Origin of the sequence: Sphingobium sp. TCM1, from assembly GCF_001650725.1 — a bacterium.
GTDB lineage: Bacteria > Pseudomonadota > Alphaproteobacteria > Sphingomonadales > Sphingomonadaceae > Sphingobium.
Genome location: NZ_LXVX01000034.1, coordinates 330,280 through 354,947 on the forward strand (window position 1 = coordinate 330,280; position 24,668 = coordinate 354,947).

General features: G+C 68.4%; 28 protein-coding genes. 23 read left to right on the top strand and 5 right to left on the bottom strand.

Features of this window, described 5'->3' with window-relative positions; genetic code table 11:
* Positions 1 to 14: 14 nt before the first annotated feature.
* Both A7Q26_RS18620 and A7Q26_RS18625 read left to right on the top strand, forming a co-directional pair.
* On the top strand, positions 15 to 566 hold the full coding sequence (locus A7Q26_RS18620; RefSeq protein ID WP_066862611.1) for a hypothetical protein: 552 nt from the start codon (positions 15 to 17) through the stop codon (positions 564 to 566).
* Between the two features lie 108 nt (positions 567 to 674).
* Positions 675 to 905, top strand: coding sequence for a hypothetical protein (locus A7Q26_RS18625; RefSeq protein ID WP_066862614.1), 231 nt, complete (start codon positions 675 to 677; stop codon positions 903 to 905).
* Between the two features lie 419 nt (positions 906 to 1,324).
* Here A7Q26_RS18625 and A7Q26_RS18630 read toward each other — a convergent pair whose 3' ends face one another.
* A complete protein-coding gene (locus A7Q26_RS18630) occupies positions 1,325 to 2,005 on the bottom strand; it encodes a hypothetical protein (RefSeq protein WP_066862617.1) in 681 nt (226 codons plus the stop codon).
* A 174-nt stretch (positions 2,006 to 2,179) separates the two neighbouring features.
* Here A7Q26_RS18630 and A7Q26_RS18635 point away from each other — a divergent pair, with 174 nt between their 5' ends.
* From A7Q26_RS18635 to A7Q26_RS18650, 4 genes are all read left to right on the top strand, one after another.
* The gene (locus tag A7Q26_RS18635; RefSeq protein ID WP_066862620.1) at positions 2,180 to 3,505 is read left to right on the top strand and encodes a M28 family peptidase; all 1,326 of its coding nucleotides are present in this window, start codon (positions 2,180 to 2,182) and stop codon (positions 3,503 to 3,505) included.
* 82 nt (positions 3,506 to 3,587) lie between these two features.
* Positions 3,588 to 4,898 carry a DNA-packaging protein gene (locus A7Q26_RS18640; protein ID WP_066862624.1) on the top strand — a complete coding sequence of 437 codons (1,311 nt, stop codon included), beginning with the start codon at positions 3,588 to 3,590 and terminating at the stop codon, positions 4,896 to 4,898.
* Between the two features lie 61 nt (positions 4,899 to 4,959).
* A complete protein-coding gene (locus A7Q26_RS18645; protein ID WP_066862627.1) occupies positions 4,960 to 5,298 on the top strand; it encodes a hypothetical protein in 339 nt (112 codons plus the stop codon).
* Positions 5,299 to 6,210: 912 nt separating this feature from the next.
* A complete protein-coding gene (locus A7Q26_RS18650; protein WP_066862629.1) occupies positions 6,211 to 7,338 on the top strand; it encodes a phage portal protein in 1,128 nt (375 codons plus the stop codon).
* A 133-nt stretch (positions 7,339 to 7,471) separates the two neighbouring features.
* On the opposite strand, the gene A7Q26_RS25715 is transcribed toward A7Q26_RS18650, so the two are convergent.
* Positions 7,472 to 7,639, bottom strand: a complete 168-nt coding sequence (locus A7Q26_RS25715) for a hypothetical protein (RefSeq protein ID WP_198162980.1) — start codon at positions 7,637 to 7,639, stop codon at positions 7,472 to 7,474.
* A gap of 46 nt (positions 7,640 to 7,685) precedes the next feature.
* Between A7Q26_RS25715 and A7Q26_RS18655 the strand changes: the two genes are divergently transcribed.
* The 7 genes from A7Q26_RS18655 to gp17 all read left to right on the top strand — a co-directional run bounded on the left by A7Q26_RS18655 (position 7,686) and on the right by gp17 (position 11,356).
* The gene (locus A7Q26_RS18655; protein ID WP_066862943.1) at positions 7,686 to 8,006 is read left to right on the top strand and encodes a DUF6127 family protein; all 321 of its coding nucleotides are present in this window, start codon (positions 7,686 to 7,688) and stop codon (positions 8,004 to 8,006) included.
* Positions 8,003 to 8,482 carry an HK97 family phage prohead protease gene (locus tag A7Q26_RS18660; RefSeq protein ID WP_084439207.1) on the top strand — a complete coding sequence of 160 codons (480 nt, stop codon included), beginning with the start codon at positions 8,003 to 8,005 and terminating at the stop codon, positions 8,480 to 8,482. Before A7Q26_RS18655 ends, A7Q26_RS18660 begins: the two co-directional genes overlap by 4 nt.
* A 93-nt stretch (positions 8,483 to 8,575) precedes the next feature.
* Positions 8,576 to 9,703, top strand: coding sequence for a phage major capsid protein (locus A7Q26_RS18665; protein WP_066862948.1), 1,128 nt, complete (start codon positions 8,576 to 8,578; stop codon positions 9,701 to 9,703).
* Between the two features lie 243 nt (positions 9,704 to 9,946).
* Entirely contained in the window at positions 9,947 to 10,225 is a 279-nt protein-coding gene (locus A7Q26_RS18670) for a phage fiber-tail adaptor protein (protein WP_066862632.1), read from the top strand.
* Entirely contained in the window at positions 10,225 to 10,761 is a 537-nt protein-coding gene (locus tag A7Q26_RS18675) for a head-tail connector protein (RefSeq protein WP_066862635.1), read from the top strand. The genes A7Q26_RS18670 and A7Q26_RS18675 overlap by 1 nt, the downstream gene beginning before the upstream one ends.
* On the top strand, positions 10,758 to 10,958 hold the full coding sequence (locus A7Q26_RS18680; protein ID WP_066862638.1) for a hypothetical protein: 201 nt from the start codon (positions 10,758 to 10,760) through the stop codon (positions 10,956 to 10,958). Before A7Q26_RS18675 ends, A7Q26_RS18680 begins: the two co-directional genes overlap by 4 nt.
* Positions 10,955 to 11,356, top strand: a complete 402-nt coding sequence (gene gp17, locus A7Q26_RS18685) for a tail completion protein gp17 (protein ID WP_066862641.1) — start codon at positions 10,955 to 10,957, stop codon at positions 11,354 to 11,356. The genes A7Q26_RS18680 and gp17 overlap by 4 nt, the downstream gene beginning before the upstream one ends.
* 78 nt (positions 11,357 to 11,434) lie before the next feature.
* Here the strand turns inward: gp17 and A7Q26_RS18690 are convergent, their stop codons facing one another.
* On the bottom strand, positions 11,435 to 11,758 hold the full coding sequence (locus A7Q26_RS18690) for a hypothetical protein (RefSeq protein ID WP_066862644.1): 324 nt from the start codon (positions 11,756 to 11,758) through the stop codon (positions 11,435 to 11,437).
* Positions 11,759 to 11,894: 136 nt separating this feature from the next.
* On the opposite strand from A7Q26_RS18690, the gene A7Q26_RS18695 reads away from it, so the two are divergent.
* From A7Q26_RS18695 to A7Q26_RS18740, 10 genes are all read left to right on the top strand, one after another.
* Positions 11,895 to 12,302: a phage tail tube protein gene (locus tag A7Q26_RS18695; RefSeq protein WP_066862648.1), complete on the top strand. Its 408-nt coding sequence runs from the start codon at positions 11,895 to 11,897 to the stop codon at positions 12,300 to 12,302.
* Entirely contained in the window at positions 12,299 to 12,610 is a 312-nt protein-coding gene (locus A7Q26_RS18700) for a GTA-gp10 family protein (protein ID WP_066862651.1), read from the top strand. Before A7Q26_RS18695 ends, A7Q26_RS18700 begins: the two co-directional genes overlap by 4 nt.
* Entirely contained in the window at positions 12,607 to 12,807 is a 201-nt protein-coding gene (locus A7Q26_RS18705; protein ID WP_066862654.1) for a phage tail assembly chaperone, read from the top strand. Before A7Q26_RS18700 ends, A7Q26_RS18705 begins: the two co-directional genes overlap by 4 nt.
* 104 nt (positions 12,808 to 12,911) lie before the next feature.
* A complete protein-coding gene (locus tag A7Q26_RS18710; protein ID WP_066862656.1) occupies positions 12,912 to 13,460 on the top strand; it encodes a tail tape measure protein in 549 nt (182 codons plus the stop codon).
* Positions 13,457 to 15,784, top strand: coding sequence for a DUF2460 domain-containing protein (locus tag A7Q26_RS18715; RefSeq protein ID WP_066862659.1), 2,328 nt, complete (start codon positions 13,457 to 13,459; stop codon positions 15,782 to 15,784). The genes A7Q26_RS18710 and A7Q26_RS18715 overlap by 4 nt, the downstream gene beginning before the upstream one ends.
* Positions 15,781 to 16,590 (top strand): DUF2163 domain-containing protein, encoded by an 810-nt coding sequence (locus tag A7Q26_RS18720; protein ID WP_066862661.1) that lies wholly within the window; start codon positions 15,781 to 15,783, stop codon positions 16,588 to 16,590. The genes A7Q26_RS18715 and A7Q26_RS18720 overlap by 4 nt, the downstream gene beginning before the upstream one ends.
* A complete protein-coding gene (locus tag A7Q26_RS18725) occupies positions 16,587 to 16,958 on the top strand; it encodes a peptidoglycan endopeptidase (protein WP_198162981.1) in 372 nt (123 codons plus the stop codon). Before A7Q26_RS18720 ends, A7Q26_RS18725 begins: the two co-directional genes overlap by 4 nt.
* 51 nt (positions 16,959 to 17,009) lie before the next feature.
* On the top strand, positions 17,010 to 19,211 hold the full coding sequence (locus A7Q26_RS18730) for a phage tail protein (RefSeq protein ID WP_066862663.1): 2,202 nt from the start codon (positions 17,010 to 17,012) through the stop codon (positions 19,209 to 19,211).
* A gap of 24 nt (positions 19,212 to 19,235) precedes the next feature.
* Complete coding sequence (locus A7Q26_RS18735) at positions 19,236 to 19,733, top strand: DUF2793 domain-containing protein (protein ID WP_066862954.1); 498 nt, start codon at positions 19,236 to 19,238, stop codon at positions 19,731 to 19,733.
* A 200-nt stretch (positions 19,734 to 19,933) separates the two neighbouring features.
* Complete coding sequence (locus A7Q26_RS18740) at positions 19,934 to 20,971, top strand: OmpA family protein (protein WP_066862665.1); 1,038 nt, start codon at positions 19,934 to 19,936, stop codon at positions 20,969 to 20,971.
* Between the two features lie 473 nt (positions 20,972 to 21,444).
* On the opposite strand, the gene A7Q26_RS18745 is transcribed toward A7Q26_RS18740, so the two are convergent.
* Together A7Q26_RS18745 and clpA are read right to left on the bottom strand one after the other, a co-directional pair.
* Positions 21,445 to 21,798: a YbaN family protein gene (locus A7Q26_RS18745; protein WP_066862669.1), complete on the bottom strand. Its 354-nt coding sequence runs from the start codon at positions 21,796 to 21,798 to the stop codon at positions 21,445 to 21,447.
* Positions 21,799 to 22,243: 445 nt separating this feature from the next.
* The gene (clpA, locus tag A7Q26_RS18750) at positions 22,244 to 24,562 is read right to left on the bottom strand and encodes an ATP-dependent Clp protease ATP-binding subunit ClpA (RefSeq protein WP_066862672.1); all 2,319 of its coding nucleotides are present in this window, start codon (positions 24,560 to 24,562) and stop codon (positions 22,244 to 22,246) included.
* Positions 24,563 to 24,668 lie beyond the last annotated feature (106 nt).

Sequence of the window (24,668 nt, forward strand, 5' to 3'; positions counted from 1 at the left end):
GACGGGGGACGGGCATGGTGGCGGATGAGGGAGAGGAGCAGGCCGGCGATGCGCTGGTGGCGCAGCGGCAGGCGGCGGGTGGAGCGGTGCGGGCGCAGAAGCGCAGGCCGCGCCGGGACGGGTGGAGCAAGGCGGATGTCGGGCGGTTCATGGCGGTGCTGGCCGAAACCTGCAACGCCAGCGAGGCCGCGCGCGCGGTCGGCAAGTGCCGGGCCGGGGCCTATGACCGAAGGCGGCGCGACCCCGCCTTCGGCCGCGCCTGGGACGCGGCGCTCGACATGGGCTATGCCGAGATCGAGGCGATGCTGATGCGCGAGGTGCTGTTCGGCAGCGAGACGGAGGAGATCACGCTGGACGGCGAGGGCGTGGTGAAGGCGCGCAAGGTGAAGCGCGGGCGCAATCTGGCGATCGCGCTGCGGCTGCTGAGCTTCCACCATGACCGGGTGCTGAAGATCCGTGCGGCCAACGACGCAGGGGGGGATCGGCCCGACAGCCCGGACGCGGTGGCGCGAGTGCGGCGGGCGCTGGAGGAGATACGGCGAAGGCGGGCGACGGCGGGAGCATAGGGGCGCCGCGGCGGAGCGGCGGCGACGATCCGGTCCGGGTGCGCGACGGGCGACGCCTTAACCATTTTTGCCCCGGAACACATTGTGCAGGTGCAGCATTGGGCCGGAATGACGTTGGAAAACAGGATATTGCAGCGACTGGCGGCCGGGCCGGTGGGGGATTTGACGATCGAAGGGGCGGCGGCGGACGAAATGGCGCTGACGCTGAAGATCATGGCGGCGCGGCGGCAGATTTGCATCCGGGCGGGGCAGGTGTCGCTGTTCTGGCACCGGCATATGATCCCGGCGCCGCGGATGGAGGCGGAGGCGGATCTGGTGGCGCGGCCGGTGATGGGGTGAGTTGGGGTGGGCGCATTGCTGGCGGAACGGGTCACGTCATATTTTTCAGCAGGAAGAACCCGTCCCATTTCAATGTCGTTCGATGCGTTCGCCAAGGTTCGCCGTGACGCCGACAGGCAGAGCGCCTCTGGCCTTGTTAGTCATGAGGCAGGTGTAACCGCCGCGCGCCATGTGCGACTGTTGCGCGCCTTCGCCTGAGATGCCAGCCTTCGCTGGCATGACGTTGGATTGGCTGCTTCTGCAATATCATGATTGATAGGCGGCCAGTCGCCTGTCGTCTCTTCCGTCACCCCAGCGGAGGCTGGGGTCTCAGGAGACGGCGAGTCACCGCCTTTCAACGACCTTTGCAGGCGTTGGCTCAAAACCGCCATTTCGCCATCCATCCTTGGCCGGCGCGGGGTGCCGCGCCGGCCGGGCGATCAGTTGGTCGCCTTGATTTCCAGCGACGGGTCGACCAGCGAGGTCTTGGTCGGGGCGGGCGCCGGAGCCGGAGCGGCTGCGGGCGTTGCGGCGGGAACCGCGGCGACCGGGGTGGCGGGCGCGGCCGAGGGGGCGAAGGCGACGCTGATATCTTCGTCGAGGAACGCCGAGACCGGCGCGCCGAGCGGGATTTTCGCGCTGGTGCCGGTGGTGAAGAAGCCCGCGACCGGCACGAAGGCGATGGCGGCGACGACGCCGGCGGTGCCGGTGACGCCCTTGTCATCGAAGCTGCCGGTCAGGCGGATCTGGGTGCCATTGGCGCGGACATAGAGGACGCGGCCGTTGATGCGGCCGGACTTGCCCCACATGCCCTTGTTGCGGACGTCGGTGATCTCGCCCACCACCGGGCTGCCGAGCGGGATGACGGTCTGGCCGTTCAGCATGACGGCTTCGGCGACTTCGAGCTGGACGCGCTGGCCGATGCGCAGCTTCTTGCCCTCGGTCGTCAGCGGCTCGGCGGTCCTGAGCGACAGCTGGCTGCCCGCGCGCAGGATATTGCCGCCAGGCGTGGCGATGATGGTGGCGACCGGCGCGGCAGGCACGGTCGTGACCTGGGCGAGGACGGACGGTGCGCAGGCAAAGGCGATCGCGCCGAGAATGGCGCTGGAAACAGACTTCATTGGTATCCCCCCCAAAGTGACTCGGCTCCCCCGAGCCGAGGTGCATGACCTGCTCTTTGGCGGGGCAAGTCGTCAAGGGGTAAATATTTGATCCATATTGTTCTTTATTCGGAGCGGAGGGGAAAGGCGGCCGGTGGCTTTACAGGCGTGCAACAGGCGATATGAGTTTGGCTCATGAAAAAGCTGATCCTGATCGCCGCCGCTTGTGCCTCCGCCCTGTGCGGCCCCGCTTTCGCGCAGGGGGGCGCCGGAAAGGGCGCGCCCGATCCGGCGCGGTTGAAGGCGACGGTGGAAAAGCTGGTGGGTTTCGGGACGCGGCATACGCTGTCGTCTGCGACCGACGCCAGGCGCGGGATCGGCGCGGCGCGGCGCTGGGGCGCGGCGGAGTTCGAGAAGATCGGCAGGACGTGCGGTGGGTGCCTGACGGTCGAGACGGTGGGGGACCGCTTCACCGGGCCGCGCGCGCCCGACGGCGTCGAGGTGGTGGACGTGCTGGCGATCCAGAAGGGAACAGGCGATCCCAATCAGGTGGTGATCGTCGCCGGGCATATCGACAGCCGGGTGAGCGACGTCATGAACGCGACCAGCGATGCGCCGGGCGCGAACGACAATGCGTCGGGCACGGCGCTGGTGATCGAGGCGGCGCGGGTGCTGGCGGGGGAAAAGTTCGATGGGACGATCGTCTATGCCCTGCTGTCGGGCGAGGAGCAGGGGCTGTGGGGCGGCAAGCTGCTTGCCAGCACGGCGAAAGCGCGCGGCTGGCAGGTGCGGGCGATGCTGAACAACGACATCGTCGGCAACACGATGGGCCAGAACGGCAGACAAGTCGCCGACCGGGTGCGGGTGTTTTCGGAAGGCATCCGCTTTGCCGAGGACGAGAAGGCGGCGCGGACGCGGCGGGCGAGCGGCGGCGAGGATGACGGGCCGTCGCGCGCGCTGGCCAAGAAGGTCGACGGCATCGCGGAAGCCAATCCGCAGATCGGCCTCGACGTGTTCGCGGTGCGGCGTTTCGACAGGTTCGGGCGCGGCGGGGATCATTCGCCCTTCCTGGAGCTGGGATTCCCGGCGGTGCGCTTTTCGGTGGGGATCGAAAATTATGACCGGCAGCATCAGGACCTGCGGACCGAGAATGGCCGCGTCTATGGCGACACGGTCGAGGGGATGGATTTTTCCTATCTGGCGAAGGTGACGGCGCTGAACGTCGCGGCCTTGCGCGAGCTGGCCGATGCGCCGGCCGCGCCTGCGAGCGTGTCGCTGGACGGGGCGCTTTCCATGGATACGCGCGTCCTGTGGGACGGCGTGCCGGGGGCGGCGGGATATAAGGTCTATTGGCGGCGGGCCGACGCGCAGGACTGGACCGACAGCCGCGTCGTGACCGGGGCGACCGAGACGCTGCTGAAGGATGTGGTCGTGGACGATCATTTCATCGGCGTCGCGGCGGTGGGCAAGGATGGGGCCGAAAGCCTCGTGACCTTTGGCGGGATGGCGCCGCGGAAATAGAAGGGTCGAGGTTCAGCCCATGCGGGTCACCTGACCTGACCCTCCGCCAATCCCGGATCGAACATTCAGAGGCGGGGTCAACATGCTTTCGGATCGGGAATGGCTGGCCGGCGAGGACCGGACGGCGTGGGCGCGGCTGCGCGCGCGGCTGACGCAGGCGGCGGCCGAGCGGCTGGAGCGGGAATGGGCCTATCTGGCGCGGCCGGGGCAACTGCCGCCGGCGGGCGACTGGCGCATCTGGCTGATGATGGCGGGGCGCGGCTTTGGCAAGACGCGCGCAGGGGCGGAATGGGTGCGGGCGATCGCGGAGGGCGATCCCGCCGCGCGGATCGCGCTGGTCGGCGCGACGCTGGGCGAGGCGCGCAGCGTGATGGTGGAAGGGGCGTCGGGGCTGCTATCCGTCGCGCCATGGTGGGCGCGGCCGGTCTATGCGCCGGCGCTGCGCAAGCTGACCTGGCCCAATGGCGCCGTGGCGATGCTGTTCGGCGCGGCCGAGCCGGAGTCGTTGCGCGGGCCGCAGTTCAGTCATGGCTGGGCCGACGAGATCGCCAAATGGGCGGGCGGCGAGGCGGCCTGGCATAATCTGATGATGGGGATGCGGCTGGGCGACGCGCCGCGCGTGCTGGCGACGACGACGCCCCGGCCGGTGCCGCTGGTGCGGGCGCTGGCGGCGAGAGATGGCACGGATGTGGTGGTGACGCGGGGGCGGACGGCGGACAATGCGGCCAATCTGGCGCCGGGCTTCGTCGACGCCATGGCGGCGAGCTATGGCGGGACGCGGCTGGGGCGGCAGGAACTGGATGGTGAGCTGATCGAGGAGGTGGAGGGCGCGCTGTGGACCCGCGATCTGATCGAGCGGTGCCGGGTGGCGCATGTGCCGGGAATGCTGGGACGCGTGGTGGTGGCGGTCGATCCGCCCGCTTCGGCCGGGGGCGATGCGTGCGGCATCATTGTCGCCGGCACGGGCGGCGACGGGCGCGCCTATGTGATCGCCGACGCCAGCGTTTCGGGCGAGCGGCCCGAAGGCTGGGCGCGCGCGGTCGCGGCGGCGGCGATGGTGCATGGCGCCGACCGGGTGGTGGCCGAGGCCAATAATGGCGGCGCGATGGTGGAGAGCGTGCTGCGCGCGGCGGAGGAGACGATGCCGGTGCGGCTGGTCCATGCGAGCCGGGGGAAGGCGGCGCGGGCGGAGCCGGTGGCGGCGCTCTATGAGGCCGGGCGGGTGGCGCATCGCGGCGCTTTCCCCGAGCTGGAGGACCAGATGTGCGGATTGCTGGCGGGGGGAGCCTATGTCGGGCCGGGGCGGTCGCCCGATCGCGCCGATGCGCTGGTGTGGGCGCTGACCGATTTGATGCTGGGGAAACGCGGCGAGGCGCGGGTGCGGGGGATGTGAGGGGAACCCCCGGCGACCGCAGGTCGTTTCTGATCCGGTAGATTTCGATGGAGTGAATGTCATGAAGATGGCCAAGATTCTGGCGGCCGTCGTCGGTGTGTCGGTTGCCGCGACGCCGGTTCTGGCGGCCAGCCTCAACAGCAAGGATCGGGCGCGGGTCGCAAGGGCCGCGCCGCGTGATCGGGACGATGTGCGCTACTGCCTGCTCAAGGGCAAGCAGGGGCGCGACAAGGGCACGGTGATCGGCGCGGCCGGTGGCGCGGGCGTTGGACTGATCGCGGGCGGCAGTCTGGGCGAGACCTTGCTGGGCGCTGGCGCGGGTGCGCTGGCGGGCCGGGTGATCGGCAAGAGCGAGGGCACCAATTCGGTTTGCGACCGGGTGTTGGCGCGCAATCCTTGAGGCCTATGGGCGCGGTGGCTTTTCTCGGTCTACAAAACTGACCCACGATCTGATGTCTGTTTCCCGCGGTCGCCCTTGATCGTCCAGAGCGGGCAAGTATCGCTGACCCAGCGCGACTAGACACGCAGTGTCGTCATATTTGCGCGTGCCTGACGATTTCGTGATGCGACAGGATCGGGGCCGTCCGGTGGCGTCGAGCCGAGTGGTGTAATGGCTCAGCAGATTATTCGCCTCGCGCGAGAGCTTGCCATCGACAGGTGATTTGCCGTCCATTGCGAGGGGGGTGGCGCCACCAAAGTCGGTTTGGAACGAAGGGGGGGCAGGTTCCCACAGTACGCGAAAGATTGGTACGGTCATGGGCGTACCATCTTTGCGTCGCACCGCCGCAATCCAGCCTAGTTTCATCATGATGAGTCGGCAGCTTGCGACTGCGATGCCTGTTCCCCCGACAATATCGGTGGGCGCGCAATCGAGTTGATCGGTGCCGTCGCGTCGCGCGATCTTCACGGTTGCCCAGCCCGCTGCTTCCGGCGGCAGGGCCACGAGTCTATAATCTTGGGAAGTCGAGAGAGCGAGCGGTATAGCGTTCGCCTTAACCGAATTTTGCAACTGCCCTGTCGTTTGAGCGAGAGCGAGCAGGCTTAGTGCGATGGGCCACATGACCCGATGTTTGATTGTTGCACCGTCTTTGTAAAGAGGCCGCACTGGTTTGCGACCGGGTGTTGGCGCGCAATCCTTGAGGCGGATAGCCTGCTCCGCTGCCACTGACGCGCTGCGCGCGCAGGTCTCGCTGCTCCTCCGGTAAACGGAAGGGGTGAAGGATTTTCGAGTTCGGTAAGCGGCCTCGCCGCTGACCTTCACTAGCCCTCTCCCCCGGCGGGGAGAGGGTTTTTGCGTTCTGGGGATGCTCATATGAAATGGTTCGGGACGAAGGCGGCCGCATCTGGCGATGCGCGGCCGGTGCTGGCGCGTGCCTGGGGTTCGGGGGCGGTGGCGCTCGGCGAATGGCCGGCAAGCTATGAGGCGCAGCTGCGCGGCGGGGTGATGGGCAATCCGGTGGCGCAGCGGGCGATGCGGCTGGTGTCCGAGGGCGCGGGGGCGTGCGCGATCAAGGTGCGCGGTGTCGAAGAGCAGGCGCGGGTGCTGGGGCTGGTCGGGCGGGCTTCGGCGGGGCAGGGGTTGATCGAGGCTCTGGCCTGCCATCTGCTGCTGCATGGCAATGGCTATGTCCAGCTGATCGCCGGGGCGGACGGGATGCCGGCCGAGCTGTTCGCGCTGCGGCCCGAACGGGTCAGCGTGGAGGCGGATGCGCGCGGGTGGCCGGCGGCCTATCTGTACCGGGTGGGCGAGAGCGTGACGCGGCTGTCGCCCGAGGATGGCGCGGGGCGGACGAACCTGCTGCATATCAAGGCGCTGCATCCGCTGGACGATCATTATGGGCTGGGCTGCGCGGGGGCTGCGGCGGGCGCGGTGGCGATCCACAATGCGGCCAGCGTCTGGAACAAGGCGCTGCTGGACAATGCGGCGCGGCCGAGCGGCGCGATGGTCTATGAGCCGGGCGACGGATCGGTGCTGTCGCCCGAGCAATATGAGCGGGTGAAGCGCGAGATGGAGGCGGCCTTTGCCGGCGCTGCGAACGCGGGACGTCCGATGCTGCTGGAAGGCGGCCTCAGCTGGAAGGCGATGAGCCTGACCCCGGCCGAGATGGATTTCGTGGGGCTGAAAAGCGCGGCGGCGCGGGAGATCGCGCTGGCCTTCGGCGTGCCGCCGATGCTGATGGGCCTGCCGGGCGACAATAGCTACGCCAATTATCGCGAGGCGAACAAGGCGCTGTGGCGGCAGGCGATCCTGCCGCTGGTGGCGAAGATCTGCGCGGGGTTGAGCCAGGGGCTGGCCGGCTGGTGGCCGGGGGTGACGGTCGAGCCGGACCTGGACGCGGTGCCGGCGCTGTCGGACGAGCGGGCGGCGCTGTGGGAGCGGGTCGCGGCGGCGGATTTTCTGTCGGCGGAAGAGAAGAAGGCGATGCTGGGGATCGGCTAATGCTCGCAGGTGGCCTGGGCTTGGGACCAGCGGCCGCCGCTGTCGAGGCAGCTGTCCTGGGCGAGCCGATCGCTCTGCCAGAGCCAGATGGCTGCTGCCGTGAGTGCAAGCGCGAGAAGCAAGGTCAGGCGCTTCATGAGGGGCGGGCGAGGCTGTCGAGGCGGCAGAAGCCGCTGTTCCAGTTCCAGCGGCCGCCCTTCGCCCAGCAGTCGCCGGCACGGTCGAGGCCGAAATACCAGCCGCCCAGGCCGAGCGCGGCGATGACGAGGGCGATGAGGGCTTTGCGGTGGGTGCGCTTCATGGCGCGTCAGATAGGCGCGTGCCGGGGCGATGAAAAGGAGGGCGCGATGAAAGAGGAGATGCTGGCGCGGCTGGTCGCGCAGGCGGAGGGGGCGGGGCTGCCCGGCGGGGGCGACATGGTGATGATCCGCGCGCTGATCGAGGAGGCGAGCGAGCTGGGGGCGGCGCGCGCGCTGGAGCGGCTGGGCCTTTCAGACCGGCGCGCGGAGGGCGATGTGCGGGAATTGCGCGAGCTGCTGTCCGCCTGGCGCGACGCGAAGAAGGCGGCGCGCGGGGCGGTGATCGGCTGGGTCGTGCGGATCGGCATGGCGCTGGTGCTGCTGGGGGTGGCGGTGAAGGTGGGCCTTGTCGGGCTGGTGAAGGCATGAGCGCCGAGCCTGTGCCGGGCGCTTCCCGACTGCGCTCGAAGCGAACGAATGGGGCGGAAGGCGGCGAGCTTCGCTTTGCCGGCTATGCGGCGATTTTTGATCGGGTGGATCGGGGTGGCGACGTGGTGCGGGCGGGGGCGTTTGGCGCTGTCGCGGCGGCGGGCGTGCCCCTGTTGTGGCAACATGGGCCGGGCAGCGTGATCGGCCGGATCGAGACGGCGCGGGAAGATGCGCGTGGGCTGCGCGTGATTGGACGGGTGTCGCGCAGGACGGCGGTCGGGCGCGAGGCGGCGGCGGCGCTTGAGCAGGGGGCTCTCGACGGGCTGAGCTTCGGATACCGGGTGAAGGCGGCGCGCGGGGCGGGGCCGCGGGAATTGCTGGCGCTGGAGCTGGTGGAGGTGAGCCTGGTCACGCATCCGATGCAGCCATTGGCGCGGGTGTTGCGGGTGGAGGCGCCCTCATCCGACTTCGCCTAGCCGCTTTGCGGCAAGGTTTCGTTCCCTTCTCCCGATGGGAGAAGGAATGGTTCGGGCGGTCCGGTTGGGCCGCCCTTTTTTGTGGAGACGGGCATGACGGATCAGGTGATGGACGGGCTGGAAGCAAGCTTCGACATGGTGGCGCAGGGGGAGCGGATCGAGGGGCTGGAGAGCGAAGTCGCGGCGCTGAAGGGGGCGTTGCTGGCGCAGCAGCGGCCGGCGCTGGACGGGGTGAAGGGGGGCGCGGTGGACCCGGCGCGCGGGGCGTTCGTCGAGCGCTATCTGCGGCAGGGCATGGAAGCGGGGCTGGAGCTGAAGAGTTTTTCCGGGGCGAGCGGCGCGGCGGGGGGCTATGCGGTGCCGCGCGAGATCGACCAGTTGATCGGCACGACGCTTAAAGGCATTTCGCCCATTCGCGGCATCGCCAATGTCGTGCGGACGGGCACGGCGGGCTATCGCAAGCTGGTGACGTCAGGCGGGACCGTGTCGGGTTGGGCCAGCGAGACGGGCGCGCGGGCCGAGACGGGGACGCCGGTCTTCAACGAGATCGTGCCGCCGTCGGGCGAGCTGTTCGCCAATCCGGCGGCGAGCCAGGCGATGCTGGACGACGCGCAGTTCGATGTCGAGGGCTGGCTGGCCGGGGAGATCGCCCGCGAGTTCGCCGTCGCGGAGGGCGCGGCCTTCGTCAATGGCAATGGGACGAACAAGCCTAAGGGCTTTCTGACCTATAGCGCTACGAGCGAGGCGGACGGCGTGCGCGCCTTCGGAGCGCTGCAATATGTGGCGTCGGGAGTGGCGGGCGCTTTCCCGGGGACAAGTCCGCAGGACAAGCTGATCGACCTGGTGCAGAGCCTGCGCGCGCCCTATCGCCAGGGGGCGTGCTTCGTCATGAACAGCGCTACGCTGGCGGTGATCCGCAAGATGAAGACGAGCGACGGCGCGTTCATCTGGCAGCCGGGCCTGTCGGCCGCGCAGCCCGCGACCTTGCTGGGCTATCCGGTGGTCGAGGCGGAGGACATGCCGGACATCGCGGCGAACAGCCCGTCGATCGCCTTCGGCAATTTCCAGATGGGCTATGTCATCGCCGAGCGCAGCGACACCAGCATCCTGCGCGATCCGTTCAGCAACAAGCCGTTCGTGCATTTCTACGCGGTCAAGCGGATCGGCGGTGGCGTGGCGAACAGCGAGGCGATCAAGCTGCTGAAGTTTGCCGCCTCGTAAACGAGACGGCGGCAAGCTGCTGACGTTCGCCGCAACCTGATCGGCCAGATGGGGGGAGGCTGCGCGCCTTCCCCCTTATTTTTTCCTGGAAAATGGGCGTGGCGATCACGGGGCTGGAGATGACCGAGGATCGGAACGCTGGCTGGTGGCTGGCGACTGGCGCGCGGAGCGGTGGGGTCTTCGGCCAACGGCGCGGCGGTCGATTTCGCGCCGGACGGACGCGGAACGGGGGAGCAAGATCAGATGAGCCTTTTCGTGAAGGATCCGCAGGCGCGGATCGACCATGCGATCGACTGGTCCGCCTATCTGGCGGCGCAGACGCTGGTCGCCAGCAGTTGGGCGGTGGACCCGGCGGAGGCGGGCGGGCTGGCGGTGGAGGAAAGCGCTTTCGAGGCGCAGCGGAGCAGCGCGCGGCTGGCGGGCGGGCTGGTGGGGCGGATCTATCGGCTGACCAATCATGTGACGCTGTCCGATGGGCAGATGGACGAGCGATCGGTGACGATCCGGGTGGAGGAGCGCTGATGCGGACGGAAGCGGAGAGCGGGGCGCTGGCGGCGTCGCTGGCGGAACTGAAGGCCTATCTGCGGATCGAGACGGGCGGGGAGGATGCGGTGCTGGCGGGATTGCTGCGCAGCGCGGCGACATTGTGCGAGCAGTTCGTCGGCCAGTGGCTGGTCGCTCGGGCGGCGCGCGAGACGGTGGCGGGCGACGGCGGCTGGCAAAGGCTGTCGGCGCGGCCGGTGCTGAGCATCGAGAACGTCGCGGCGGTGGATGCCGACGGAGTGAGCGAGGCTCTGCCGGTGGACGCCTATGCCGTGGACATCGATGCGGCAGGGGACGGCTGGGTGCGATCGACGCGGGCCGGGGACCGGCGTGTGCTGGCGGTCCAGTATCGCGCGGGAATGGCGGGGGAGATGAACGGGCTGCCGGAGGCTTTGCGGCAGGGGATCGTGCGTCTGGCGGCGGACCATTATCTGGCGCGTGGCGCCGAGAGCGCCGCGCCGCCGGCCGTCGTGAGCGCGCTGTGGCGGCCGTTCCGGCGGATGCGGCTGGCATGAGGGCGGCGCTGGAGCGGCGGGTCGAGGAACGGGCGGCGCGGCGGCGTGCGCGGATTGCGGCGGCGCTGGCGGAGGAAGGTGTCGCGGCGGTGGTCGAGGGCGAGGATGTGCGCGCGTCCGGGCCGGGGCTGGCCGCGCGCTGGTCGCGCGAGCTGGCGCTGCGCGAGGCTGGCCAAGGGCGAGGGAGAGAGCGATGAGCGCGGAAGTGGCGGTGCGGGCGGCGGTGATCGCGGCGTTGCGGGGCGACGGGGCGCTGATGGATCAGCTCAACGGCCTCCATGACGGAGAGCCGGCACGGGCGGGCGCGCCCTTCGGCTTTGTCGGCGAATGCCTGGGCGCGGACTGGGGCGGGAAGGATGTCGAGGGGCGCGAGGTGCGGCTGACCATCGGGCTGGTCGTGGCGGACGAGACGCCGGGGCGGCTGGCGGGCATGATGGCGCGGGTCGATCCGGCGATCGGGGCGGCGGGGACGCAGGATGGCTGGCGGATCGTCAGCGCGCGGCTGCTGCGATCGCGCGTGGCGCGGGCCGGTGCGGCGGCGGGATGGCGGGCGGTGGTGGATTACCGGATGCGGGCGGTGCGGGAGGGGACGTAGCCCCCTCTCAACTTCGGCTAGGCAGCAAGCTGCCTAGCCTTCGTATCTCTCCCCGTGGGAGGGGGAGAGATGGCCCGGTCAGCTCGGGCGGCTGTTTTCCTCATATTCGCCGGTGATCTTGTCGACATATTCGGAAACCTGGTCGTCGGCGTCGGCCTGGGCGTCCTTGTCCGATATGCCGTCAGCCTTTTCCTGGGCGATGATGGCGGCGCGGAAGGCGGCTTCCTTGTCGGCGCACGCGCGCTTCATCGCCGACTGGAAGTCGCCGACCGAGAGGCGCTTGTCCAGGCTGGGCTGGACCTGGGCGCTGAGGCATTTGGAAAAATCCTTGCGGCCCATGCCGACGGCGTCGGCGGCCGGAGGAGCGGCGAGCATCATCATGAGCGAAGCGGCAACAAACATCGAAACCTCTCCATAACCCCATTTTCACGTTGAGACGGGTGACGCAGGAGGCGTCCCAAGTCTCCTGTTTTTCGCGATTTTCCGGGCGGGAGCAGGGTGCTTCCGACGTCGGCGTCGCAGGTAGGGAGAATGCGCCATGGGCGTCGAAAAAGGAAGCGCGTTTTTGCTGAAGGTGGGTGATGGAAACATGCCCGCAACATATGCAACGGTGGCAGGAATGCGGACTACCCAATTGTCCGTGAACGGCGAGGCGGTGAACATCACCAGCAAGGATTCGGGCGGCTGGCGCGAATTGCTGTCGGGCGCGGGGGTGCGGTCGGTGAGCGTGTCGGCTGCGGGGCTGTTCACCGGATCGGACGCGGAGATCCGCATCCGCAACCATGCGCTGTCGGGCATGATCGCGGAATATGAGCTGAGCTTCGAGAGCGGGGAGCGGATGCGCGGGCGGTTCCTGGTGACGCGGCTCGACTATGCCGGCGACTATAATGGCGAGCGCAATTACGCGCTGAGCCTGGAAAGCTCCGGCCCGGTGGTGTCGGAATGAGCCCGGGCACGAACCGCGAGCGGGGGGAGACGGCGCTGGAACTGGGCGGCGAGGCGCTGGCGTTGCGGCCGAGTTTCGCGGCTCTGGTGGCAGCGGAGGCGGAACTGGGGCCGCTTTTCGATCTGGTCGAGCGGGCGGCGGACGGGAAGCTGTCGCTCGCTGACCTGGTGGGCTTGTTCTGGCATTGCCTGGTGGATCGGGAGCGGTTGACGCGCGAGGCGCTGGGGGACGCGGTGCTGGCCGTCGGGCTGGCGCGGGTGACGCCGGTGCTCAAGACCATATTGCAGCAGATACTGGCGGGAAAATGAGGCGCTTTGCCGAGGCGGCGGGGCGGCTGGCCGGGGTGGCCGGATGGATGCTCGGCTGGCGGCCGGACGAGTTCTGGCGCGCGACCCCGGCGGAACTGGCCACGGTGCTGCGCGCGGCGCGGGGCGAGGAGGCGCCGGGCGAGGCGGGCGTCGATGGGGCGGAGTTGCGGCGGTTGATGGGGGTGATGCCGGATTAGGCAAAGGAGATGGGTGTGCGGGGCACGCCCCCACCCCTCCCCTTCGGCGGCGGCGCGTGACGCCGCCGCCGAAGGGGAGGGGCCATCAGGTTCGGAGGGCGGGGATGGACGAGGAAATCGAGACTTTGGTGGTGCGGGTGCGCGCCGATACGCAGGGGCTGAACCGCGATGTCGAGGCAATGCGGGGCGTGCTGGAAGGACCGCTGGCGACCGGGGCGGAGCGGGCCGGGCAGCGGATCGAGCAGGGGCTGCTGCGGGCGGTGCGGACGGGCAAGTTCGGCTTCGAGGATCTGAAGCGGATCGCGCTCACCGTGCTGAACGACATTGCCGCGAGCGCGCTGCAATCGGCGGCGGGCGGCGGGAGCGGCGGGCTGGTCCAACTGGGCACGAGCGTGTTGTCGTCGGCGCTGGGGCTGCCGGGGCGGGCGACCGGCGGGCCGGTGGCACCGGGGCGGGCCTATATGGTCGGCGAGCGCGGGCCGGAGATGTTCGTGCCGACGACGAGCGGGCAGGTCGTCGCGAACGGCGGCGGGGCGCGCGACGTGCGGGTGAGCATCGCGGTGAATGGCCGGGGCGGCGAGAGCGAGCCGCGATTGCTGGCGCGCAGCGCGCGGCAGGTCGCGCGGGCGGTGAGGGGAGCGCTGGAGCGATGACTATAGGCTATTGGCTGGCCGATGCGCGGCGGGGGCAGGAGGCGGGCGTCCTCAAGCGCTTCGCCGCGACGCACTGGACGGTGAATTTTCCCCGGCCGATGATGGCGGACGTCGTTACCACCGCGCCGGATGCCGTGCGGGTGGATGCGGTCTTTTACGGGTCGGGCGATCTGGCGGGGCTGATCTGGGAAGCGGAGGATCGGTGGAGCCATCCCCTGCTTGCCTATGAGACGAGCCGGGATTTCCGGCATTGCGTGCTGTCCTTTCGCTGGCGGTCTTCGGGCCTGCGCAAACTGGACGAGACGCATGGGCCGACGCTGACGATCGAGGGGCGGGACGAGGCGGGCAACCCGCGCGCCTGGTATGTGCGCTTGTGGAACCATGCGAGCGGCGGGCCGGAAGATGCGGTGGTGACGCTGGATTTCGCCGCGCTGGTGGGCGGATATGAGCTGCCGGAGGATGCCGACCCGGTGTGGGCGGGGGATGTCGACCGGATGTTCATATCGCTGGTGCCGCCTGATTATGACGAGGGGGACACGCCCTTTGCCACGGCGCAGGAGGGCTGGGCGGAACTGGGCGACATAAGCTGCGACGGCGCGGGTTCGGTGCTGGCGGTGGGCGATGTGATGCTGCCCGAACATGGGCTGAGCATGGCGACCGGCTATGATGATTGTTTCAACCAGACGCCCGAGCGGGTCGTCGCGGCGATCCACGCGCTGGGCTATCGCGGGGCGATCAACCATTATGTGGGCATGAGCCATTATTTCCGGCTGGAGCGGCTGGGTGCGGGGCTGTACGTCAGTCTGGCGGGCGGGGTGCTGAACGCGCCCTGCGCGGCGTGGCACCGGGATTTTGCAGGGCGGGCGAAGGCGCTGGGGTTCGGCGTCATCTGGTCGCTATCCTATGAATTGTTCGACGCCCATTGCTGGAACGACTGGAAGCAAAGGGCGGAAAATGGCGATCCGGCGCTGACCGGATGGTCGCCGCCCTCGACCCTGTTGTCGCCGGCGCATGGCGGGGCGATGGGCTATTTGCAGGCGGTGGCGGGAGCGTTTATTTTCATCGCCTTGGAGGCGGGCCTGCCGATCCTGTTCCAGGTCGGCGAACCCTGGTGGTGGGTGATGCCGGGGGATGGGCGGATATGCATCTATGATGATGCGGCGCGGGCGGCGCTTGGCGGGGCGCCGGTTTCGATCGCGAGCGTGTGGGGCGCGTTGGATGGCGATCAGCGGGATCTGCTGGATGCGGCGGGGGCCGTGCTGGCGGCTTCGACAGCGGCCTTGTGCGCGGCGGTCAGGGCGGTGGCGCCCGACGCGGTGACGCATCTGCTGGCTTATCTGCCGACGATCCTCGATCCGCGCGCGCCCGAGGCCAAGCGGGCGAACATGCCGCTGGGATGGGCTTCACCCGCCTTCGACGTGCTGCAGCTGGAAGATTATGACTGGGTGACGGAGGGGCGGCCGAACCTGACCGCGCGGGGCGTGGCGCTGGCGACCGGCCGGCTGGGCTATCCGGTTGCGGAGCAGCATTATCTGGCGGGCTTCGTGCTGCTGCCGGAACAGGCCGCGCAATGGCGCTCGATCGCGGCGGCGGCGCAGGCGTCGGTGGCGCGGGGGACGGCGGCGACCTTTGTCTGGGCGCTGCCGCAGGTGTGCCGCGACGGCTTTACCTGTTTCAGCATGGATGGGGAGGATGATGTGCAAGCCTTTGACGATGTGCTGTTTCCGATCGCGATCGGGCGCGAGGCGAGCCTGGCGCCAGCCTTTTCGACGCAGATCGTCGAGAGCGTGGGCGGCCATGAGAGGCGGTCGAGCGACTGGGCGGATGCGCGGCTGTCCTTTGATGCCGGGCCGGGCGTGCGATCCGAGGCGGACATCGCGGCGCTGATCGAATTTTTCCGGGCGCGGCGCGGGGCGGCGCGCGGGTTTCGCTTCACCGACCCCTATGATGATCGCAGCGGCGCGCCGGGCGTGGCGCCGGGGCCGATCGACCAGCGACTGGGCGTGGGCGACGGGGTGCGCGCCGAATTCCGGCTGACGCGCCATTATGGCGTGGGCGATGAGGCGCAGGCGCGGATCATCACCCGGCCGGTGGCGGGGAGCATCAGGGTCGCGGCCGATGGCGTGGAACTGACCGAGGGATGGAGCCATGCGGGGCTGGGGGTGATCGCGTTCGACGTGGCGCCGGCGGCGGGGGTGGTGCTGACCGCCGGTTTCCGGTTCGACGTGCCGGTGCGCTTTGCCGAGGACCGGCTGGAGATCAACCGGGCGACCTTTGCCGCGGGCGAGGCGGTGTCGGTGCCGCTGGTGGAGATACGCGAATGAGCGCGGGGCTGGACGAGCCGCTCTGCACGCTGGCCTTTTGCTGGCGGATCGAGCGGCGCGACGGGGTGACGATCGGCCTGACCAGCCATGATCGCGACCTGGAGATGGGCGGCCTGACCTATCGCGCCGCGCCGGGGATGACGCCTTCCGCGGTGCGATCGGGCATCGGGCTGGACGGGGACGATAGCGATGTCGCGGGCGCGCTGAGCAGTGATGCGATCAGCGAGAGCGACCTCATGGCGGGGCGATGGGACGGGGCGGCGCTGGAGTTGCGGCTGACGCAGTGGGAGGAACCGGGTGCGCTGTGGCTGCTGCTGGCGGCGGGCGAGATCGGTGCGGTGTCGCGCAAGGGAAGCAGCTTCTCCGCCGAGTTGATCGGCGCGGCGGCGGTGCTGGGCGCGCCGGTCGCGCCCTCCACCTCGCCCGATTGCCGGGCGCGGCTGGGTGATCGGGCGTGCCGGGTCGATCTGGCGGCGCGGCGGCGGATCGTGTCGGTCGCGGGCGTGGAGGCGGCTGAGGTGGCGGTGAGCGGGCTGGCGGCGGGGGTCTATGCCTTCGGCACGCTGCGCTGGCTCAGCGGACCCAATGCCGGGCTGGTGCAGGCGGTGGTGGACAATGGCGCGGACGGGGTGACTTTGGCCGATCCGCCGGCCTTTGCGGTGACGGCGGGGACGCTGGCGCTGCTGACCGAGGGGTGCGACCGGCAGCTGGCGACCTGCGCCGGGCGCTTTGGCAATGCGGTGAATTTCCGGGGCGAGCCTTATCTGCCGGGAATGGACCTGCTGACCCGTTATCCCGGCGCATGAGCGCGGTGGTGGCGCGGGCGCGCGCCTTGCTGGGCGTGCCGTTCCGGCTGCACGGGCGGAGTGACGCGGGGCTGGATTGCGTGGGGCTGGCGGCGCTGGCGCTCGGCAGGGCGGACGTGCCCTGCGGCTATGGGTTGCGCAGCGGGGGTGTCGGGCGGGCGGAAGCCTGGCTGAGGGCGGCGGGATTGCGGCCGGTCGATCGCGGCGGGGCAGGCGACCTGGCGCTGGTGCGGCCGGGGCCGTTGCAGTTGCATCTGATGATCGGGACGGGCGAGGGCTTCGTCCACGCCCATGCCGGGCTGGGACGGGTGGTCGAGACGCCGGGAGCTTCGCCATGGCCGGTCATCGGGTGGTGGAGCCTCGAATAGGGCGTCTTGTCCACCGGAAATTTCCGCAATGACGAAGCTGGGGAGAAGGCTATGGCGACGGTGGTGCTGACGGCGGTGGGGACGGCGATCGGCGGGCCGGTCGGCGGCGCGATCGGCGCGGTGATCGGCAATGTCATCGACAATCAGATCCTGTTCAAGCCCAAGGGGCGCGAGGGCGCGCGGCTGGCCGACCTGCAATTGCAGACGTCGAGCTATGGCACGCAGGTGCCGAGGCTGTTCGGGACGATGCGGGTCGCCGGAACGGTGATCTGGGCGACGGAACTGAAGGAGACGAAATCGAAGAGCGGCGGCGGCAAGGGGCGGCCGAGCGTCACCAGCTACAGCTATTCGGCGAGTTTCGCGGTGGCGCTGTCGGCGCGGCCGATCCGGTCCGTCAGGCGCATCTGGGCGGACGGCAACCTGCTGCGCGGAGCGGCGGGGGACTTCAAGACCGAGCTGTCGGGGTTTCGCGTCCATGCGGGCGAGGAAGACCAGGCGGTCGATCCGCTGATCGCGTCGGCCGAAGGGATCGCCCTGACGCCGGCGCATCGCGGCGTCGCCTATGTGCTGTTCGAGGATCTGGCGCTGGCCGACTATGGCAACCGCATTCCGTCCCTGACATTCGAGGTGGAGGCGGACGCGACGGCGGTGGAGGTCGGCACGGTCGCCGCAGAACTGAGCGGAGGGCGGCTGGCGGGCGAGGGGCTGGCCGCGCTGGACGGCTTTGCCGCGAGCGGGGCGGATGTGCGCGAGGCGATGGCGCCGCTGGTCGAGGCACATGGGCTGGCGCTGCGGTCGGACGCGGCGGGGCTGCGCCTGACCGGGACGGCCATGGCGGCCGAAGGCGAGATCGGCGCGGCGGGGCTGGCGCGGCGGGTGAACGGGCAGGCGGTCGACCCGGTCGAACGATCGGGCGGGGCGGCCGATGGCGTGCCGGTGGCGCTGAGCCTGCGCCATTATGACGCGGCGCGCGACTATCAGGCGGGGGTGCAGCGGGTGGTGCGGCCGGGACCGGGGCGGCAGGAGCAGGGCGTCGAGCTGCCGGTGGTGATGAGCGCGGATGCGGCGCGGGGGGTAGCGGCGGCGCGGCTGGGCGCGGCCTGGACGGGACGGGCGACGATGGCGCTGCGCTGCGACTGGCGCGCGCTGGCGCTGATGCCCGGCTTGGTGGTGTCGGTCGAGGACGTGCCGGGGCTGTGGCGGATCGAGGAACGCGAATGGGAGGCGATGGCGGTGCGGCTGTCGCTGCGCCGGGTGCCCGGCGCAGGCGGCAGCGTGCCGGCCGGCGCCTCTTCGGGAGCGATCGTGCGGCCGGTCGACGCGCCGCATGGGCCGACCGTCCTGCGGCTGGTGGACATACCGATGCTGAAGGAGGGGCTGGCGAGCGCACCGCTGGTCGCGGCGGCCGCGAGCGGCGGGGCGGGCTGGCGCAGCGCGGCGCTGTTCGTCATCGGGGAGAGCGGGGAGGCGACGCCGATCGGGCGGAGCGCGCCGCGCGCCGTGATGGGGACGGCGCAGGACGCCTTGCCGCCGGGCAGCGCGACGCTGATCGACGAGCGGCATGGGTTGGCCGTGACGCTGCTGGCCGGGGATATGGCGCTGCTGTCGGGCGACGAGCCCGGGCTGGCGCAGGGGCGCAATCTGTGCCTGGCCGGCCGGGAACTGATCCAGTTCGCAAGGGCGGAACGGATCGGGGCGGGGCGCTATCGGCTGAGCGGACTGCGGCGCGGGCTGCGCGGGACCGAATGGGCGATGGCGACGCATGAGGCGGGCGAGGATTTCCTGCTGATCGAGGAGGAGCGGCTGGTCGAGCCGCTGGCGCTGGCGGGTACGCAGGCCGAACCGGGCAGCCTGCTGCGCCTGTCGGCTATCGGCATCGGCGATGTCGAGCCGCCGCAGGCGGTGATGGCGGTGACGGGAGAGGCGCTGATGCCGCCATCGCCGGTCCATCTTCATGCGCAGGCGGACGGTGCGGGCGGGTGGACGATCGGCTGGACCCGCCGCAGCCGCAACGGCTGGCGCTGGCTGAGCGGGAGCGACACGCCGCTGGGCGAGGAGCGCGAGCTTTATGCGGTCGCGGTGATGGACGGTGCGGCGATCGTGCGGCGCGCCGAGACGGACGCGCCCGGCTGGACCTATGCCGGCACGATGATCGCCGACGACGACATGGCGGGGCGGACGGTGGCGGTGGAGGTCCGCCAGGTCGGCACCTTCGCGACCGGGCGGGCCGGGCGCATCATGATTTCGGTGTGAGGATCGGAGGAACGGGAAATGGGCATGGAGACGACACCGCGCTGGGCGCTGCCGCTGCTGTTGGCGGGGCAGGCCCAGAAGGAGATGTTCCACAACGAGGCGCTGGTGCGGATCGACGCGCTGTTGCACGGGCGGGCGGAGAGCGCCGACCTGGCGGTTCCGCCCGCCGGTCCGGCGATCGGGCAATGCTGGATCGTGGCCGCCGGGGCGAGCGGCGCGTGGATCGGGCACGAGGAAAATATCGCCTGCTGGACCGAGGGCGGATGGCGCTTCGTGGCGCCGCAGGCGGGCGCGCGGATGGCGATTGCGGACCGGGGGCATGAACTGTGCCATGATGGCGCCGAATGGAGTGACGCTCCGCTGAGGAGCGACGGGCTTTATCTGGAGGGCGAGAAGGTGATAGGGGTGCGCCAGCCCGTCATCCCGGACCCGTCGGGAGGGAGCTTGATTGACGTCGAGGCCAGAAATACCATTCAGGCGATACTAGCGACGCTGCGAGCACATGGGCTCATATATACGTAATTTTGTCATAATCTCGATTTGTTTGGGGATCATGGCTATTATAGTCTTAACGATCCTCGAAATAGCCTGCCGGACCCCGAAACAAGGCTCTACTGCGTTATTTTTGCAACGGTTTCACTAATTGTGGACTTGCCATGAAACCTTCTTGCCGATACAGGGTTTCAGCAGTCCTTCGTGACACTTTTGAAAGGGGAATTCAAATGCGGAAGCTTGCCCTCGCGGCTGCGCTTGCGACCACAGCCCTGGCCACCCCGGCCTTGGCGCGTGATGACAGCTGGTATGTTGGCGTAGACGCCGGCGTGCTGCTGGTCGAAGACCAGGACATCACTTTCACCCCCGGTAACGCTGGTGCCGCCAGCAATACCATTTCGGGCGTGGACTACCATAAGGGTTATGATTTCGACGCCAACATCGGCTACGACTTCGGCGGTTTCCGTCTGGAAGCCGAAGCTGCCTACAAGCGCGCGAAGGTCGACCTCGACAAGAGCGGCTTCGGCGGCGCGGCCTCTGCCCTGTCGTTCATGCTGAACGGTTTGCTCGACTTCGGTCCCGATGACGGCCTGCAGGGCTTCGTCGGCGGCGGTGTCGGCGTGTCGCGCGGCAAGCTGGCCAACGACCTGGTGAATGACAGCGACACCGGCTTCGCCTGGCAGGCGATCGCGGGCGTTCGCTACCCGGTCACCAACAATGTCGATGTCTCGCTGAAGTATCGCTTCTTCAACCAGGACGACATCAAGCTGATCCCGGCTTACACCACCATTGGTGGCCCCGCCGGTTCGACCGCAGACACCAAGCTGCGCACGCACAGCCTGCTGCTCGGCCTGACCTACAACTTCGGCGCTCCGGCTGAAGCGGCTCCGCCGCCGCCGCCTCCGCCGGCAGCCGAGTGTGCGCCTGGGCCGTACATTGTCTTCTTCGAATGGGACAAGTCTGACATCACGCCTGACGCCGCCACCATTCTGGACAATGCGGTTTCGGCCTACAGCAGCTGCGGCAGCGCCCAGGTCATGCTGGCCGGCCACGCGGACAAGTCGGGTTCGGCTTCGTACAACGTCGGCCTGTCGCAGCGCCGCGCTGACGCCACCAAGGCCTATCTGGCCTCGAAGGGTATCCCGGATGGTGTCATGACCACCCAGGCCTTCGGTGAATCGCAGCCGCGCGTCGAAACTGCCGACGGCGTCCGCGAAGTCCAGAACCGTCGCGTGGAAATCAGCTACGGTCCGGGTTCGGGTCAGTAATCAGATCACCTATCCTTTCGGGGATGGATGAAGGACGAGGGGCCGGTCGCAAGACTGGCCCCTTTTTCGTTGTGCGCGCGATTTGGACAGGCTGGTGCCGTTCCGTGCTGCGTCATCCCGCAGATCGGTGCGGAGTCTTGTACCCTGCGGGCGACGGGGCGGGGGGATGTTCTTGACGCTCGCGCGAGGGGAGACGGCGGGCGATAGGTTTCAGCCGACGCCGGGTTGGCGCAGGGGAAGCAGCGGATGGTGGCCGCCGCATGTCCGCCATCGCTGTGGAGCCGGAATTCGGCCATCTCCGTCGATCATGAGGCGATAGCCGAGATTTTCGCCAGGGCTGGAATTTTACCGCGTCGTGCCCGCATGATGATCGCCGGGCGCGCGCTGCGCCACATCCGACGCGGGACCGCGCGCTATCGGCTTCTTGTCGCATCATTCTCGCGGAAAACCGCTTCCGCCTTGTGCAGGATGTTTCAGGCTTCCGGCCGTGTCCAGATCCAGCCGCCGCCGACCAGAGCGGCAGCGATGGGCAGCAGATACCAGGGCCAGGGGGACAGGAGCAACGCCAGCAGCGCGCTGAAGGCGAAAGCAGCGAGCGCGGCTTTCTTGCCCCGGCGGCTGATTGCGCCGCGTTCGCGCCAGCTCCGGATATGCGGGCCGAAATGCGGGTGATCGAGCAGCTTTGCTTCAAGGCGTGGGCTGGAGCGTGCGAAGCAGAAAGCGGCGAGGATCATGAAGGGCACGGTAGGGAGAAGCGGCAGGAATATGCCGATCAGGCCAAGACTGATCGAGATAGAGCCGGCGATGAGGTAAAGATGCCGCCGCATGGATATTCCTGTGCCGAGTAGCGCGGACTTCCGCATTCCATGCTATTGCTTCGCAGCTGCGGAGCCATGTGGCAAGTGCGGGAGAGACAGATGAGCTGGCTGTCTCTTCGCGATCCGCGCTCTCGGGCAAGGGCGATGGGGAAGCATGCGGATCGTCCGCCGATGACGAAATGACATGATGGAGCCGCCGAGATATTTGCGTGCTGCCAGCGAAGGCGGCCTCGCATCGGAGGCGCGCAATAGGACAGCGTTCCACCTTCCTTCGCCCTTTGTTGCCTCAGGACCATATATGTTTCGCGCTACGATGTCTGGAGGACCGGCCCGATGTTACCCCGAGATATTGCGAGCCAGAACGGTATTTGACGATCTGGCCAAGGCGCTGAGGCCGGGCAAAAAAAGGCGGCCACAAGCGGGCCGCCCTTTTCGTTTGCGACTGTAATCGCGCTTACTTCGTGCCTTCCGACGCCTTGGCCTTGCCGCCCTTCTTGCCCTTTTTCGGGGCTGCCGGGGTGATTTCGAAGGCCAGGGCCTCGTCCTTCATGCGGACATGGACCTCGCCGCCATGGACCAGCTTGCCGAACAGCAGTTCTTCGGCCAGCGGCTGCTTGATCTTCTCCTGCATCAGGCGGCCCATCGGGCGCGCGCCATAGAGCTTGTCATAGCCCTTCTTGGTGAGCCACGCCTTGGCGTCCTCGTCCAGGGTGATGTGGACATCGCGATCGGCCAGTTGCAGTTCGAGTTGCAGCACGAACTTGTCGATGACGCGGGCGACGATTTCCGGTGGCAGATAGCCGAAGGGCACGATCGCATCGAGGCGGTTGCGGAATTCCGGGGTGAAGAGCTTCTTCACCGCATCCTCCTGCACATCCTCACGCGTCAGTTCGCCAAAGCCGATCGATTCCTTCGCCATGTCCGACGCACCGGCATTGGTGGTCATGATGAGGATGGTGTTGCGGAAATCGACGGTCTTGCCGTGATGATCGGTCAGGCGGCCATTGTCCATCACCTGGAGGAGGATATTGAACAGGTCCGGGTGCGCCTTCTCGATCTCGTCGAGCAGCAGGACGCTGTGCGGCTGCTGGTCGACGGCATCGGTCAGCAGGCCGCCCTGGTCATAGCCGACATAGCCCGGAGGCGCGCCGATCAGGCGGCTGACCGAATGGCGTTCCATATATTCCGACATGTCGAACCGCTGGAGCGGGATGCCGAGCAGGGTCGCGAGCTGGCGCGCGACCTCCGTCTTGCCGACGCCGGTGGGGCCGGAGAAGAGATAGTTGCCGATCGGCTTGTCGGGATCGCGCAGGCCCGCGCGCGACAGCTTGATCGCGGACGACAGCACCTCGATCGCCTTGTCCTGGCCGAAGACGACGCGCTTCAGGTCCGTGGTCAGGCTTTCCAGCACGCTCTTGTCGTCGGACGACACCGTCTTGGGGGGAATGCGGGCCATGGTCGCGATGACCTGCTCGATCTCCTTGGGCGTGATCGTCTTCTTGCGCTTGGACGGCACGACCAGCATCTGCATCGCGCCGACCTCGTCAATCACGTCGATCGCCTTGTCGGGCAGCTTGCGGTCGTTGATGTAGCGCGCCGAAAGCTCCACCGCCGCCTTGATCGCGTCCGGCGTATATTTGACATGGTGATGCTCCTCGAACGCGGTACGGAGCCCGGTCAGGATCTTGATCGTATCGTCGATCGTCGGTTCGTTGACGTCGATCTTCTGGAACCGTCGCAGCAGGGCGCGGTCCTTTTCGAAATGGTTGCGGAATTCCTTGTAAGTGGTCGATCCGATGCAACGGATCGTGCCGCCTGACAGAGCGGGCTTCAGCAGGTTCGACGCATCCATCGCGCCGCCGCTGGTCGCGCCCGCGCCGATCACCGTATGGATCTCGTCGATGAAGAGAACCGCGTGCGGCATTTTTTCCAGTTCGGTGACGACCGCCTTCAGCCGCTCCTCGAAGTCGCCGCGGTAGCGGGTGCCGGCGAGCAGCGCGCCCATGTCGAGCGAGTAGATGACCGCTTCCCTGAGCACGTCGGGCACGTCGCCTTCGACGATCTTGCGCGCCAGCCCTTCCGCGATCGCGGTCTTGCCGACGCCGGGGTCGCCGACATAGAGCGGGTTGTTCTTGGAGCGGCGGCACAGGATCTGGATCGTCCGCTCCACCTCGGCCGTGCGGCCGATCAGCGGGTCGACCTTGCCGCGATCCGCCTTTTCATTGAGGTTGACGGTGAACTGTTCGAGGGCGCTGTCCTTCTTGGCCTTCCCGTCCTGCACCTTCTTTTCCTCCTCGGCAGCGCCCTTGGTTTCCTGACGCTCGGGCGTGGGCGTGCCCTTGCCGACGCCGTGGCTGATATAGCTGACGGCATCGAGACGGCTCATGTCCTGCTGTTGCAGGAAGTAGACGGCATAGGATTCGCGTTCGGAAAAGAGCGCGACCAGGACGTTGGCACCCGTCACCTCGTCTTTGCCGGACGACTGGACGTGCAGGATGGCGCGCTGGACCACGCGCTGGAAACCGCTGGTGGGGGACGGGTCGCTCGACCCCTCGACCTTCAAACTGTCCAGTTCGGTGTCGAGATAATGGGTGACGGCGTCGCCCAGCTCGCCCAGTTCCACGCCGCACGCCTGCATCACCTTCGACGCATGTTCATCGTCGATCAGCGCAAGCAGCAGATGCTCCAGCGTCGCATATTCATGCTTGCGCTCCGACGCATGGGTCAGCGCGTTGTGCAGGGTGGTTTCAAGGGCGGGTGCGAATGAAGGCATATTATCTTACTCCAAGCTCCCGGCAGGGAGCGACCTTGAACCTCATGTCGGCATTGCTCGACGCATGATCAAGGCGTGCCGCCCGATCAGCGGAATTGCCAGACTG

Bases quoted from the DNA above. Each gene is read 5' to 3' on its own strand.
- A7Q26_RS18640 (WP_066862624.1), top strand. From the start codon at position 3,588: ATGCTTTCGGATCGGGAATGGCTGGCCGGCGAGGACCGGACGGCGTGG.
- A7Q26_RS18665 (WP_066862948.1), top strand. From the start codon at position 8,576: ATGACGGATCAGGTGATGGACGGGCTGGAAGCAAGCTTCGACATGGTG.
- A7Q26_RS18625 (WP_066862614.1), top strand. From the start codon at position 675: ATGACGTTGGAAAACAGGATATTGCAGCGACTGGCGGCCGGGCCGGTG.
- A7Q26_RS18675 (WP_066862635.1), top strand. From the start codon at position 10,225: ATGCGGACGGAAGCGGAGAGCGGGGCGCTGGCGGCGTCGCTGGCGGAA.
- A7Q26_RS18740 (WP_066862665.1), top strand. From the start codon at position 19,934: ATGCGGAAGCTTGCCCTCGCGGCTGCGCTTGCGACCACAGCCCTGGCC.
- A7Q26_RS18695 (WP_066862648.1), top strand. From the start codon at position 11,895: ATGGGCGTCGAAAAAGGAAGCGCGTTTTTGCTGAAGGTGGGTGATGGA.
- A7Q26_RS18645 (WP_066862627.1), top strand. From the start codon at position 4,960: ATGAAGATGGCCAAGATTCTGGCGGCCGTCGTCGGTGTGTCGGTTGCC.
- A7Q26_RS18660 (WP_084439207.1), top strand. From the start codon at position 8,003: ATGAGCGCCGAGCCTGTGCCGGGCGCTTCCCGACTGCGCTCGAAGCGA.
- A7Q26_RS18700 (WP_066862651.1), top strand. From the start codon at position 12,299: ATGAGCCCGGGCACGAACCGCGAGCGGGGGGAGACGGCGCTGGAACTG.
- A7Q26_RS18725 (WP_198162981.1), top strand. From the start codon at position 16,587: ATGAGCGCGGTGGTGGCGCGGGCGCGCGCCTTGCTGGGCGTGCCGTTC.
- A7Q26_RS18630 (WP_066862617.1), bottom strand. From the start codon at position 2,005: ATGAAGTCTGTTTCCAGCGCCATTCTCGGCGCGATCGCCTTTGCCTGC.
- gp17 (WP_066862641.1), top strand. From the start codon at position 10,955: ATGAGCGCGGAAGTGGCGGTGCGGGCGGCGGTGATCGCGGCGTTGCGG.
- A7Q26_RS18745 (WP_066862669.1), bottom strand. From the start codon at position 21,798: ATGCGGCGGCATCTTTACCTCATCGCCGGCTCTATCTCGATCAGTCTT.
- A7Q26_RS18635 (WP_066862620.1), top strand. From the start codon at position 2,180: ATGAAAAAGCTGATCCTGATCGCCGCCGCTTGTGCCTCCGCCCTGTGC.
- A7Q26_RS18670 (WP_066862632.1), top strand. From the start codon at position 9,947: ATGAGCCTTTTCGTGAAGGATCCGCAGGCGCGGATCGACCATGCGATC.
- A7Q26_RS18720 (WP_066862661.1), top strand. From the start codon at position 15,781: ATGAGCGCGGGGCTGGACGAGCCGCTCTGCACGCTGGCCTTTTGCTGG.
- A7Q26_RS18655 (WP_066862943.1), top strand. From the start codon at position 7,686: ATGAAAGAGGAGATGCTGGCGCGGCTGGTCGCGCAGGCGGAGGGGGCG.
- A7Q26_RS18735 (WP_066862954.1), top strand. From the start codon at position 19,236: ATGGAGACGACACCGCGCTGGGCGCTGCCGCTGCTGTTGGCGGGGCAG.
- A7Q26_RS18690 (WP_066862644.1), bottom strand. From the start codon at position 11,758: ATGTTTGTTGCCGCTTCGCTCATGATGATGCTCGCCGCTCCTCCGGCC.
- A7Q26_RS18715 (WP_066862659.1), top strand. From the start codon at position 13,457: ATGACTATAGGCTATTGGCTGGCCGATGCGCGGCGGGGGCAGGAGGCG.
- A7Q26_RS18705 (WP_066862654.1), top strand. From the start codon at position 12,607: ATGAGGCGCTTTGCCGAGGCGGCGGGGCGGCTGGCCGGGGTGGCCGGA.
- A7Q26_RS18650 (WP_066862629.1), top strand. From the start codon at position 6,211: ATGAAATGGTTCGGGACGAAGGCGGCCGCATCTGGCGATGCGCGGCCG.
- A7Q26_RS18620 (WP_066862611.1), top strand. From the start codon at position 15: ATGGTGGCGGATGAGGGAGAGGAGCAGGCCGGCGATGCGCTGGTGGCG.
- A7Q26_RS18730 (WP_066862663.1), top strand. From the start codon at position 17,010: ATGGCGACGGTGGTGCTGACGGCGGTGGGGACGGCGATCGGCGGGCCG.
- A7Q26_RS18710 (WP_066862656.1), top strand. From the start codon at position 12,912: ATGGACGAGGAAATCGAGACTTTGGTGGTGCGGGTGCGCGCCGATACG.
- A7Q26_RS18680 (WP_066862638.1), top strand. From the start codon at position 10,758: ATGAGGGCGGCGCTGGAGCGGCGGGTCGAGGAACGGGCGGCGCGGCGG.
- clpA (WP_066862672.1), bottom strand. From the start codon at position 24,562: ATGCCTTCATTCGCACCCGCCCTTGAAACCACCCTGCACAACGCGCTG.
- A7Q26_RS25715 (WP_198162980.1), bottom strand. From the start codon at position 7,639: ATGAAGCGCACCCACCGCAAAGCCCTCATCGCCCTCGTCATCGCCGCG.